We start from the raw sequence: 12,500 nt of genomic DNA, 5'->3' as shown, positions 1-12,500 counted from the left end.
ATGATAGAGCCCTCCAGCGGCGCATTCTCAGTATGGATACTGGTTGGGGCAGACCCAGTTTCCGTACGTGTCCTGATAGCAACCATTGTTGTAGTTGTTATTGTAGTATCCATAAGCGCCCGCGGCGGCCGCACCGACGGCAGCAGCACCGTAAGCCGCGCCTCGATAGCCGTATCGCGGATAGCCTCCAGGATAGCCGGCGACCGGACGGCCGGGACGGCCCGCAACGGGGTAACCGGGGCGACCCGGACGACCAGCGATCGGATGGCTTGGCCGCGGACCTCCTGCGTAATGGCGTCCGCCTCCGCCATGGATCCGCCCGGCGTGAACAGCGCCGCCATGAAAACCTCCGGCGCGCATGCCCCCTCCACCCCCGCGATAGCCGCCACCACCGCCGCGGCGAGCATAGGCGTCATCAGGAATGAGCGTGGCCGTGAGAAGAACGACGGCCGCAACAAGAGCTAGGAGATAACGAAGCATGGCATGTCCTCCCTCGATATGGGTGCCGTGATCCGCTTGGACGATGCCTCGCGAAACCCGGTTGGCACCCGACCTGGCGCTGATTTGCGGCCGCTTCCCCCGACTTACGTGCATGAGAAAAGCAGCCGCCATTCAGCCCGAGGGCCGCGACCGCCGAAGCGGCGCGACTGCCGCTCTACCGCTTCAAAGCTATCGTCACGCCCCCCACAGCGGCTGACAGCTCCGCACCGACCTTCGGCCCACTAAGCTGCAGAATCACGCCGTTGCCGTTTTGTAGCTGAACGGCACCTGCGCCGGCAGCGATAGCACCGCCCGCGCCGCCGACAGCATAGGAGCCTTCGATCGACTCCGGCCCCCTCAGGTTGAGGGCGCGACCGACCAGCTTGGTGGTCGAGGCGCCGATCGTGAAGCCGACGCTCATACCGGAGACGGTGAAGGGGTATTTGTGGCCGCGATACAGCAGAACGCCCTCGCCCCCACCGACGCCGATGACAAATCCGCCCTTGGTGAAGACAACGGCAACCTGACCGGTCTCTGCCCGAGATGGCGTGCTGAATCCGGCGACGCCTGCCAGCGAGGCGACCAGGGCGGCATAGATAGCGACTTTTCTCATGACTTTTCTTTCCTCTGGTTTTGACGCCGAGCTATTGAGCCAGGATCATTGCGAAGTAGCCGAACACGGTGAGCAGAATGCCCGATACGGCGTAGCCGACCGGGAACCCAATCCAGGGCACGGAGCTCTGGATCTCCACCGCGGCTTCGCGGCACGGGCCGGAGTGCGACCGCGCACCGGCAACGCCGCCCATCAGCACGGCCGGGTTGATCTTGAAGACGTGGAAGCCGATTGCCCAGACGACGAACGGCGGGATCGTACAGGCGATGAAGCCGGCGACGAAGATCTTCAAGGCAACCGCCCCCGTCAGTTGCGCCAAGAGTCCGGCGCCCGCATTGATACCGACGATGGCCACGAAGACCACGAGGCCGAGATCCTCCAGCACATTGCGCGCCGCGTTCGGTGTGTTGCCGAAGAAGCGCAGCCGGGAAACCAGCGACGAGACGATCACGCCGGACAGCAACAATCCGCCGGCATTGCCGAGGCCGATCTTGGCGCCGAAAGCCGGAAATTCGATCATCCCGATCAGGAAGCCGATGATCATGCCGGCGGCGAGCGTCAACAGATCGGTCGAAGTGTTGGTACGCGCAATGCGTCCCCACATGTCGCCGAGTTCGTTGACGGCCGATTTGAGGCCGACAACGGAGATGATATCCATCCGCTGCAGCTCGGTCTTGAGACCGGCCGGGATCTGCACGCCGCCGCGCTCGACCTTGGTGACCTGCAACTGGCCAGCCAGCGCCGTCTCTCGGAAGGATTCGAAGGTGCGTCCGACCATCTCCTTGTTGGTGACGAGGATGTCCGCCTGATCCATGGGAATGCCGAGCGCCTTGGCGTCGGCAACCTCGGGCCCAATCAGTCCCATCTTGTCGGTCAGATGCTCAGTCGCGCCACCGAGCGCGACGAGGTCTCCCTTTTGCAGCACCACGTCGGGATCGGCTCCCAACGCCTGGCCGCCTCGCACCACGTTGACGATGCGGTATTCCGGGTTGATGGTGCGGAACTTGGCAATGCTCATACCGACCTGGGCCGGATTTTCGAGACGGTAGGCCCGCAGGCCGAACTGCCGATAGCCGGTCAGGCCGCCGCCTTCGAGATCCTTGACGCCGAACTCCTGCTCGTACTGCCTGGCTGCCGCCTTGGCGTCGACACCCCACCAGCGCGGGAGATACTTGCAGATCAGGATGATGCCAACCGTGCCCCAGATGTAGGTGATGCCGTAGGATAGCGCGATCATGCCCGAAGCATCCTCAGGCTTCATGCCGTCGGGAAGCTTGACGACACCCGAGGTGATGGCCTGCTCGGCTGAACCGATCGCGGCCGACATGGTCTGCGACCCCGCCAGCATGCCGCCGGCAGCGCCGATCGGCAGCGCGAAGAGCTTCGAAAGAATGACGACAAGCGCCAAGCCTAGCACGCTCGACACCAGCGCCAGGATGCAAAACTTAATGCCATCGCCCTTCAGGCTGTTGATGAAGGACGGTCCCACGCGCAGGCCGACGCCATACATGAAGAGATAGTAGAACAGGCTCTTGGCGAACGTGTTCAGCTCAAGCTTCACGCCGTAGACCGACGCCCAGACCGACAAGCCCGCACCGACCACGATGGCGCCGGCAACCATGCCGAGACCATATCCTTTGATGCTGGCTCGCCCGATCCAGACGGCGAGCCCGACGACGAAGAACAGCAACAAATACGGATTGTGCTGGAGGAACGAGAAAAATCCCTGCATGTTAGTCCCCTTATGATGCGGCCTTCAGCTTCGGCGTCGCACCGGGCTTGGGCCGGCCGATTTTCGCCAGTGCTTCGGCGCGTACGAGCTTCAGCCCTTCCTTGGCGTCGTAGCCGTGGATTTCCTTCACATCGAGCTTTCGCATGAAGTCGATGGTCTCCTGGGTGATAACCTGTCCCGGAACCATGATCGGAAAGCCCGGCGGATAGGGGATCACGAAACTCGCCGAGACGAGGTCCGGACCGGCCTTGAGGCGGCGGTCAATCTCGGAATCGGCAAGGCGGATATATTCGCATCCCGCTGCGTCATAGGCCGAGTAGAAGCCGCTACGGATGTCGCCCTCGTTGGTCTTGGTGCCGGCATCGCCACGGAAACTGTCGTGGAAATGGGAGAAGTTCGGCAGATCGGGCACATCGGTCATCAGGCTCTTGACCCGAGCCTCGAATGTCTTCTTCGCATTGGCGCCGCCCTGAACCAGCCCGCGGTCGACCTCGCCCGCGATCTCGGCCAGCACCCTCACCAGGTGGGCGACGTCGCTGCGGGTGTTGTTGATATTCGACTGGAACAACACCGAGTTACGCGATGTCTTGTTGATCTGGATATTATAGTCATTGGCAAGGATGCCCTTGAACTGTGTGCCGTCGTAACCGGCGGTGCCGCACACCAAGGTCATGCGGGTCGGATCGAGGCAGAATTCGTCATCGTCCAGGCTCTTCAGGACGCTCGCCCAGTTCATGCCTGTTGCGAGATAGTCGGTGAAGCCGCTCTGGCGATATTGCGCCGGCACCATCGCGTCCGCGCCGAGAATCCGGAAGTATCTCGAGATCAGCGGATTGCTGTTGACCGCCTTGCGGATCGCGAACGCGATTTCGATCGCATTGGCGACCAGGCCATAGCCCTCGAGCTCCATCTGGCGCCGCGACACATCAAGGCTGGCGATAAGCTGTTGGTTCGGGCTGGTCGACGCGTGCGTGAACACGGCCTCCTTGAACTGCTGCTCGACGGTGTGGAACTCGACGTCCTTGACGGACAGCATAGAGCCCTGCCGGATCGCCGACATCGACTTGTGGGTCGAGTTGGTCTGGTAAACGCGCAAGCGGATCTGACGCGGATCAGGGATCAGACGAGTCTTGAGCAGCACCTCGTCCGAGGGGGTCTTGCCGAGCTCGGCCTGCTGCTTCTCGTAAGCCGCGACCGATTTTGGATCATGCATCCAGGCCTCGATCTCGTTGGCGGCGCCCATTGCGGTCCGTCGCCGCAAGAACGGCGAGAAGCGCGCGAAGCCGAACCAGGCTTCGTCCCACAGGAAGATCAGATCCGGCTTGATCGCGAGACATTCCTCCATCACTCGCCGGGTGTTGTAGATGTGGCCGTCGAAGGTGCAGTTCGTCAGGTCAAGCATCTTGACGCGGTCCAGCCGGCCATCGGCCCTTGCGTTCAGCAGCGCCTGCTTAATGGTGTTCAGCGGCACCGCGCCGTACATCGAATACTCGGTCATGGGGAACGCTTCGACATAGATTGGCTGGGCGCCGGCCAGCACCATGCCGTAGTGGTGCGACTTGTGACAGTTACGATCGACGATCGCGATGTCGCCCGGCCCGAGCAGCGCCTGCACCGCCATCTTGTTCGAGGTCGAGGTGCCGTTGGTTACGAAGAACACGCGATCCGCGCCGAGCGCTCGCGCCGCCTTGTCCTGTGCTTTCTTGATGGTGCCGGTCGGCTCCAACAAGCTGTCGAGGCCGCCGGTGGTCGCGCTGCTCTCGGCCAGGAACAGGTTCAAACCGTAGAATTCGCCCATGTCACGGATCCAATCCGACTTGAACACAGACTTGCCCCGAGCGATCGGCAGCGCATGGAACGTTCCGATTGGGCGTTGTGCGTATTTCTTGAGATTGTCGAAGAACGGCGTGTCGAAGCGGTCCTGGATGCCTTCGAGGATCGAGAGATGGAGTTCGAGGAGCTCTTCGATGGAGTAGAATATCCGCCGAACCACGTTGGCTTCGGGGTCTCCGGCCATTTTCTCGACGTCACGGTTCGACATCAGATAGATATCAAGCTCGGGACGTACCCGCTTGATGATGTGCGCGAGCCGGAGCGCGGATGCATCGGCCTCGTCATTGAGGCCCGCGCCGGCTGTCATGGTCCGCAGGATCGGCGCGTCGTGACGCGAACGCAGCCCGAACCCTTCGTTGATGACGACGGCCGCGATGTCGGGATTGAGCATCGTCGCGCAGAAGGCATCCTCTAGGCTGCCGACGATCACCGGCTCATAAACGAACGAATCCACCGGCCGTCGCAGCTTGCGCCATTCGGCGCCGAGCGCAGACCACTTGTCGGAGGAGAGGCCGGTGACGATCAGCGTTTCGAAATAGGGCCGGCGGGCTGCATGTGAGCCGAAAGTGGAGGACGCAAGCTCGGGTGCATCGCCACTGCCGTCGTCCTTGGGATCCCAATCGCCGGCATGCTGGCGGAAGGATCTCGTCATCAGGGCCTGCATGATGCGCGTCGCAAGGCTCAGTGAACCCGCCGCATCCCCGGCCGACGCCGCTTCCCGCAATGCTGCCATCAGTTGCAGCCCGGGATAGCCGTGAAACTCTTCAATGACGGAGAGATCGGCCAACGCCGCGTCAAACTTCGCACGGTCACCGCCGCGCACCCATGCCTTCGCTGCCTCGACCAGATCGCGCCAATCATCCGCCCGTGCGCCGGGCCCGGAGATGAACTGATCGATGCGCTTCTCTGCTGGCTTGGCGTCCTTGGACATGTCTCTCTCCGGATCTTTGTGACGTCGTGGCCGGGATCGTGATGCCCGCTCACCTCGGTCTATTGATCCAAGTCAAGGGTCGAGCACCTTGAGGAGGCCCGGACTAATTTGCGGTACGACATCGTCCAAGGCGCTGTCCAAGGCGCTGTTGCGTGACCAATTGTGGACAAGGTGAGATCGCATCAGAGCCGACCGGCCAATAAGTCGACCGGATCCTACGGTTTGGGATCAGAAGATTGGCCGATCACGCTTTCCCCAAGTACGCTGTCGAGCGAACGAAGCCACGCCGCGCTGTCGGTCTTTTCCGCCAGCCCTTCAGCCCGCAACAGATCTCGCAATTGCGCGTGCGCGCCGACGATGCAGAATGCGACGTGCCGGTCAGCAAGTTCGTCATAGAGATCGTGCAACATGCGCGCGCCAGCCAGATCGATGTAGGGCGATGCCGAGAGATCGCAGACCACCAGCCTGATATCGACTGAGGCGCGCAACGCGTCCAACACCGATTGCAGGATCGTTTCAGCATTGATGTAGAGCAGCGAGGCTTCGGGTCGAAACGCGATGATGCCGGCCAATGGCTCGACGCCTTCATGTCTCGCATTGTCGGAGTAACGGCCGGTACCTTGCAGGCGGCCAAGGAAAGCGACGTTAGGGCGAGAGGCCCTCGCCAGCAGCAGGACGATCGACGCAATGGCCGCCAGCAGGACGCCCTGCAATATCCCGAGGAGCAACACGGCCAGCAGCGCAATAGCCGCGGCATAAAGGTCGATGCGGCTGACTTGCCACATCCGCAACAGCGCGCGGATGTCCACCAGCCTGTAGACAGCGGCAAACACGATCGCCGCAAGCACTGCCTTGGGCAGGTTTGTCAACAGCCCCGTGAAGAACAGCAGGCACAGCGCAAGCGTCACCGAGCAGATCACCAGCGCCAGCGGCGTGCGTGCTCCGGCATTGTCGTTGACCGCGGATTGCGACAGCCCGCCGGCCACGGGGTAACCGTGGCCGAATGCGGTGACGAGGTTGGCCGCGCCGAGCCCCAAAAACTCCTGCCGGACATCGAGGGCATAGCCATGCTTGGCAGCAAAGCTGCGCGCGGCGGAGACGCCTTCTATGTAGGCCAGCAGCACGCACCCCGCGGCCAAGGGGAAGAGCTCGTCGGGCTCCAACAGACCAAAGCTGGGTAATCCAAACGCCGGCAATCCCTCCGGAATTTTGCCGGTGACCGGCACCCCGAATGATGGGAGCCCAAGCACTGCCGCCAGGATGATCGAGAGTACCATGATCGTGAGCCCGACCGGCTTTCCCGGCAGCCGCCGTTCTCCCACCAGCAGGAACAAGAGCGCGATGGCTCCGATCGCCAGAACCAGCCAATTAATGCCGACGAGTTGGCCGGCGAGCTTAATGGCGCGATCAAAGAAATTGTGACCGCCTCCAGCGACGCCGAACAGGCTCGGCAACTGGCTCATCATGATGGTAAGTCCCGCGCCGGCCTTGAAGCCGACTAGGATACTGTCGCTCACCAGGCGGACGAGAACGCTGAGCTTGAACAACCATGCGATCAGGCAGAGCAGCGCCACTGCGCATGCGGCCAGGCTCGCGATCTCGGCGTATTTCGCCGCGTCTCCGCCGGCCAGCGCGCCGACCGTCGCCGCAATCATCAACGAGATCGCTGAGGTCGGACCGACCGCAAGCTGGCGGGACGACCCCAGCAGCGCGTAGCCGATGCCGCCGAGCATGTAGCCGTAGATGCCGATCTGGGGCGGCAGGCCCGCCAGCGTCGCATAGGCAAGTGACACGGGGATCGCATAAGCCGCGAGGGTGATTCCGGCGATCGCGTCCGAACGCAGCCAGCCACTGTGATATTGCGCCAGCCAAGTCGCGGGCGGAAACAGGAAGGTCCAGCGCGATCTGCGGTCAGATGAGGTCATGGGCTGGCCTCGTCGCCTGGACTTTCGCAACACAACAGCACGATCAGGAGCGCGATCACGGGAACGCCGAGCGTCAGATTCGGGATCTGCTTGGTCGCGAAGGCGCCAACGGCGGCGCCGAGCCCGAACGTGATGCACAACATAGCGAAAATCCCCGGGGGTCGCAGCGAGCCATTCCGGGAGGCCACAGCGAACATGCCTTCGATCGCCTGCCGCATGTTACCCGTGATCATGACCGAGCTGTAGGGCACGCCCTCAACCCTCGTGAAAGCGGCGCTCTGTACGGCGGCGACAAACGAAATGCCAAGTGTTCCAGCGAGATCCGGCAAGCGATTGTGCAGGACGGCGATAATGACCAGCAGGAGGATTTCCATCAACGTGCTGATGGCATTGGCGCGCTCTCGCGCCGCCCGGCGCAGCCATGACGCGACGACTATACCGACCGCGAATGCAACGGTCGGCGGGACGAAGTGAAGCGCTTTCGTCCAGTCGCCGATCGAGCCATAGACCCAAAGCAGCACGAGATTTGCCGTCTGGGCATTGGCCATCACGCCGTGGATGATCCACGTATAGGCGTCGAGATAGCCGCCCGCGAAGGCCAGCAACAGCGCGACTGGCACCGTTTCGTCGCGCCGTATCGACGAAGCAACGGCGGTATCCATCGTGCTCATGTCCCCACGTCAAATCCTGCGGCTCAACAGGGAGCGGCTTAACCCCGGCAGGGGTTGATCTGAATCAAGCATCGCCGGGTTTGACGAACCAGATTTAGCGCAAATCGCTGGAGGGCACGCGCAATGAGCACGATCAGATGGACTATCTCCGCCGCTCCGGAAATCTTTCTGCTGCTGTCGGTCGCGCTCGGCACCATTCTTGGCCGCGTCCGGATTCACGGTTTTTCGATCGGTACCACCGCGTGCACGCTCATCGTTGCCGTCCTCATCGGGCAGCTCGGCACCTTCACGTTTCCGTCCTTGCTCAGGGTCGTTCTGTTCAGCCTGTTCGTGTTCACGATCGGCTACCGGTCCGGGCCCGAATTCTTTGCCTCGCTGAGCATCCGGACCCTGGCTCAGGTCGCGCTCGCGCTCGTGCTTGGTGGTACCGGCCTCGTCATCGTTCTCATATTTGCCCATGTATTCGCGCTCGGTCCCGGCACCGCTTCGGGCCTTGCTGCGGGAGCCCTGACGCAGTCGTCGGTCATCGGCACCGCATCTGGCGCTCTATCCCAGCTCGGACTGACGAAAGAGGTGCTGCAGCAGCAAGACGCCAATATTGCCGCCGGCTACGCCGTCACCTACGTGCTCGGCTACATCCTCACGCTCCTGTACGTACCGTTTGTCGCGCCGAAATTGATGGGGATCGATCTGAAAGCGGAAGCTGCAAAGCTCGAGGCGGAGCTTTCGGGTGGCAACCCGCCACAAACTGAAAATCTTCACTATCGAAAATTCCAGGCCCGCGCGTACCGGGTGTCGGCAGCGGCGGGACGGACCGTCGGCGCCGTCGAAGACCAGATCGGCAGCCGCAGCGTGATCGAGCGGATCGTGCGCCAGGGCGCTGACGTCGAACCGCATCGCGACACCGTTCTTGAAGCGAACGACGACATCGTTATCGCAGGCCGCACCGCCGCCATCGTCGCTGCAAAGCCGATTGTTGGCACTGAAATCGACGCCGACGAGATCCTGAAGGCGCTTCCCGGCAACGTGGTCGAGGTCCTCGTCGACAATCGCAAACTCCATGGCCGCTCAGTCAAGGAGGTGGCTGAACGCGTTGGCGACGCTGCGCGCGGCGTGTTCCTGCGCACCTTGACGCGGATGGGACGCGAGGTCCCCCTGAGCGCCGATACCCGCGTCTATGTCGGTGACGTCATGACGCTGGTCGGCAGCACCCGCAACATCGAGCGCGCCGCCTCGCAGGTTGGACAGATCCTGAGCTCGGAAGACCGTACCGACATCGCATTCCTTGCCGCAGGTATTGCCATAGGTCTGCTCGCCGGTCTCGCGAGCGTTAAGATCGGGTCTGTGCCCCTGACCTTGGGAGGCGGCGGAGGCGCCCTGATCGCCGGGTTATTCTGCGGCTGGCTGCGGTCGCGGCGACCGACGATGGGCGCAATGCCGCCTGCGGCGCAGCAGACGCTGAGCGACCTCGGCCTTGGCGGCTTCATCGCTGCGATCGGGCTCGGCAATGGCCACGCGGCCTGGGTCGCGATCCAGTCACACGGCATGCTGCTGGTCGGCATGGGCCTGGTCGTCACACTGGTGCCGCTGATCGTGACGACCCTGTTTGCCCATCGCGTACTCCGCATGAACCCGGTCATCATTTGCGGCGCGCTGGCCGGCGCCATGACGGTCGACGCCGCCGTGACCGGCGCCTGTGATGTCGCAGAAAGCCAGACGCCGGTGCTCGGCGTCGCGGTGCCCTACGCTGTCGGAAACGTTGTGCTCACCGTGCTGGGACCGATCATCGTGGCCAGCACTTTCGCCGGTTGAAGGAGGCGCGCGTGAATCTCCGCCATGCTTCAACCGCGACCTACCTGGCGGCGGCCTTGGGCATCCTGGCCGGCCTTCTTGCGCCTGTACGCGCCGACGACAATGTTCGGATTCAGGAAGAGGTCTGGGCTCTGCCGCTACCGCTGCCGATGCTCGCCTATGTGGTGCGGCCCGTCGGCGGCGGCCCCTTCCCGCTGGCGATCACGAACCATGGCGTCTCGCTCAAGCCCGTCGATCGCAGCTTCTTCCCGCTGGTGGAGTTCCGTGACGCCGCCAAGTGGTTTGCCAAACGCGGCTACCTCGTGGTGGCGCCCGTGGGCACCGGCTTTGGAGCAGCCGCCATCGACGTTCCCGAGCACGGTGTCTACGGGCCGTTCTTCTCCAAGGTCGGTAACAGCACCAATCCGAACTTCCACGACGCCGGCCGTGCCGTTGCGAAAGCCGATCTCTGGCCCGCCTTGTCGAAGCGCATGCACGACGCCTTCACCGCTGCCGGCGGCTCGGCCGAATATCATCTGATGCCGCCCTTTGGCAACGACGGGCGTTTCTTCATCGACTCTCCCGACACGATCCCGATGTGGTCACCGCTCCTCGAAAAATTCCTCGACGCGCAGAAATAGCCGTGGAGGCCGGCGCCCGGAGGCAGAACATGGCAGACGCAACTTCAACGCCATCGCCGGGGCGGGCGCTCGTCTGCTTGTCGATGGTGTTCGCCGCGGCTCTTGCCGAACCAGCTTCGGCGCAGAATACAGCCGCGCCAAAGCCGGCCCCAGAGGCAAACTCCGCCGAAATCGCACCTCGCGGGCACCGGGAAGCCAAAGACATCACCTATGGCGAATGGAAAAAGCTCTGCGTCAAGCCTGAAGGGAGGCCCAGGCTATGCCGGACCTCAATCGCGGGCCGGTTTGCTACCGGCCAGAGGGCAGTCCGCGTCGACCTGATCGAGCGTGACGGCGACCGCACTGCCCGGCTCCAAGTGTTTGTTCCCGTCGGCATGTATCTGCAGCGGCCTGCCAAGCTGACGGTCGATGGGGCAAACGTCCAGTCATTGCCGTACACTTGGTGCCTGACCAATGCCTGCATTGCAGCCGACGCGGCGGATCCCAAGTTCATCAACGACATGGAAGCCGGCAAGGCTCTGGTGCTTGAGGTCACCGACTCCAACCTTCTGTCTCTCACGACTTCGCTGCCGCTGGCGCAGTTCGGCTCGATTCACAACGGCGCGCCCGCACAAACCCTGGAGCAGGACATCGAGGAGTGAGCACGCGGTACAGAATCAGCCATGCTCGGTGCAGGCGCGTTCGATGGAGTCGATGAGTGCGCTTGCTGCGAAGGGCTTGGCCAGATAGGCGGCGCACCCAGACTGAATCGCGGCAACCTGATTCGCCTGGCAGTCGTTGCCGGTAATGTAGATGACGGGGACCGTGGCACCCTCGCTGGCGAGCCTGCGGCGGAGTGAGATACCCGACTCTCCGTTCAGATTGATATCCAGAACGATGCAGCACGCCTCTTCGATGCACCCATGACGAAGCAACGCACCCGCGGAATCAAAAGCAACCGCGTCAAAGCCGTGCTTTCGAAGCAGCCGCTCCAAGCTTCGGCGCATTGATAAATCATCATCCACGACGTAAATCGGCTTACGTGCAAACAATGGCCCGTCTTTCTGATTGGAAACCTGTCACTTGCGTCGCAACAACGCTACGGGGCAAAGGTTCCTGCGCTAATCCGACGGCTAACGACGCCGGTATGTAGGCGGTCCAGGCCGAATTATGTCAATAACATTTCATACTGTCCCATCGTACAGGTCTGATCACCGACCTGACGAAGCCACGAAAACCGGCCTGCATCACATCTTTGCCGAATCCAGAAGGCCGAGCCGCTCTGCAGCGGAAACCAGTTCGGCAAACGATAGTACCTGCATCTTTGTCATCACTTGGTGGCGGTGCGCCTTCACCGTGCGTTCGGTCGTTCCAAGTTCATAGGCGATCTGCTTGTTGATTTTACCGCGTACGATCAGGTCGAACACCTGTCGTTCGCGCCGCGATAGAGACCTCAAGCGAGAACGTAGCGAATCGAGCTTGCTGTGTTGACTCCGCGCCGCCTCCTGTTGCGCCATTGCCCGCTCAATCGCATCGATCAATTGTTCCGACGACACCGGCTTGGTCAGAAAATCCTCCGCGCCGGCCTTGATCGCACGGACCGTCGTCGCGGTATCCGCATGTCCGGTCAGAAAGACGATGGGCAGCTGCGAATGGCATCGGATGAGCGAGGCTTGCAACTCCGGCCCGCTCAGGCCCGGAAGCTGTACATCGAGCAAGATACATCCCGGTTCGTCGGACCCTGGCGGATCATCCAGTAGCTGCTGGGCGGACGCGTAGGTCACAACTTCATACCCGGCCAGTTTAAGCCGACGCTGGATCGCCACCCGAAAGGATGCGTCGTCGTCCACGACATAAACGAAGCCGGGCAAGTTATATCCCTCGCAGGGTACTTCAAATGCAGA

The 12,500-nt window shown here is 62.4% G+C and carries 11 protein-coding genes; 3 read left to right on the top strand and 8 right to left on the bottom strand.

What is annotated here, in order from left to right:
- Window positions 1–27: 27 nt before the first annotated feature.
- The 6 genes from BRA471DRAFT_RS39790 to BRA471DRAFT_RS18775 all read right to left on the bottom strand — a co-directional run bounded on the left by BRA471DRAFT_RS39790 (window position 28) and on the right by BRA471DRAFT_RS18775 (window position 8,185).
- Complete coding sequence (locus tag BRA471DRAFT_RS39790; protein WP_007610040.1) at window positions 28–480, bottom strand: hypothetical protein; 453 nt, start codon at window positions 478–480, stop codon at window positions 28–30.
- A 175-nt stretch (window positions 481–655) separates the two neighbouring features.
- Window positions 656–1,093, bottom strand: a complete 438-nt coding sequence (locus BRA471DRAFT_RS18795; protein ID WP_007610039.1) for a hypothetical protein — start codon at window positions 1,091–1,093, stop codon at window positions 656–658.
- Window positions 1,094–1,124: 31 nt separating this feature from the next.
- Window positions 1,125–2,825, bottom strand: a complete 1,701-nt coding sequence (locus BRA471DRAFT_RS18790; RefSeq protein ID WP_007610038.1) for an aspartate:alanine exchanger family transporter — start codon at window positions 2,823–2,825, stop codon at window positions 1,125–1,127.
- 10 nt (window positions 2,826–2,835) lie between these two features.
- Window positions 2,836–5,589 (bottom strand): decarboxylase, encoded by a 2,754-nt coding sequence (locus tag BRA471DRAFT_RS18785; RefSeq protein ID WP_007610036.1) that lies wholly within the window; start codon window positions 5,587–5,589, stop codon window positions 2,836–2,838.
- A 215-nt stretch (window positions 5,590–5,804) separates the two neighbouring features.
- Window positions 5,805–7,514: a SulP family inorganic anion transporter gene (locus BRA471DRAFT_RS18780; RefSeq protein ID WP_007610034.1), complete on the bottom strand. Its 1,710-nt coding sequence runs from the start codon at window positions 7,512–7,514 to the stop codon at window positions 5,805–5,807.
- Window positions 7,511–8,185: a YoaK family protein gene (locus tag BRA471DRAFT_RS18775; RefSeq protein ID WP_035974086.1), complete on the bottom strand. Its 675-nt coding sequence runs from the start codon at window positions 8,183–8,185 to the stop codon at window positions 7,511–7,513. Before BRA471DRAFT_RS18775 ends, BRA471DRAFT_RS18780 begins: the two co-directional genes overlap by 4 nt.
- Before the next feature lie 123 nt (window positions 8,186–8,308).
- On the opposite strand from BRA471DRAFT_RS18775, the gene aspT reads away from it, so the two are divergent.
- The 3 genes from aspT to BRA471DRAFT_RS18760 are packed head-to-tail and all read left to right on the top strand — an operon-like array spanning window position 8,309 to window position 11,258.
- The gene (aspT, locus tag BRA471DRAFT_RS18770; RefSeq protein ID WP_007610012.1) at window positions 8,309–9,997 is read left to right on the top strand and encodes an aspartate-alanine antiporter; all 1,689 of its coding nucleotides are present in this window, start codon (window positions 8,309–8,311) and stop codon (window positions 9,995–9,997) included.
- 11 nt (window positions 9,998–10,008) lie between these two features.
- Window positions 10,009–10,617, top strand: a complete 609-nt coding sequence (locus BRA471DRAFT_RS18765) for a S9 family peptidase (protein ID WP_007610010.1) — start codon at window positions 10,009–10,011, stop codon at window positions 10,615–10,617.
- 29 nt (window positions 10,618–10,646) lie between these two features.
- A complete protein-coding gene (locus tag BRA471DRAFT_RS18760; RefSeq protein WP_007610008.1) occupies window positions 10,647–11,258 on the top strand; it encodes an invasion associated locus B family protein in 612 nt (203 codons plus the stop codon).
- Between the two features lie 15 nt (window positions 11,259–11,273).
- Here BRA471DRAFT_RS18760 and BRA471DRAFT_RS18755 read toward each other — a convergent pair whose 3' ends face one another.
- Window positions 11,274–11,648 carry a response regulator gene (locus tag BRA471DRAFT_RS18755; protein WP_007610006.1) on the bottom strand — a complete coding sequence of 125 codons (375 nt, stop codon included), beginning with the start codon at window positions 11,646–11,648 and terminating at the stop codon, window positions 11,274–11,276.
- A gap of 195 nt (window positions 11,649–11,843) precedes the next feature.
- Window positions 11,844–12,467: a response regulator transcription factor gene (locus tag BRA471DRAFT_RS18750; RefSeq protein ID WP_007610003.1), complete on the bottom strand. Its 624-nt coding sequence runs from the start codon at window positions 12,465–12,467 to the stop codon at window positions 11,844–11,846.
- Window positions 12,468–12,500 lie beyond the last annotated feature (33 nt).

Source organism: Bradyrhizobium sp. WSM471 (genome assembly GCF_000244915.1).
Lineage (GTDB): Bacteria > Pseudomonadota > Alphaproteobacteria > Rhizobiales > Xanthobacteraceae > Bradyrhizobium.
The sequence above is the reverse complement of the archived record's forward strand: the minus strand, read 5'-3'. Positions and strand labels throughout refer to the sequence as shown.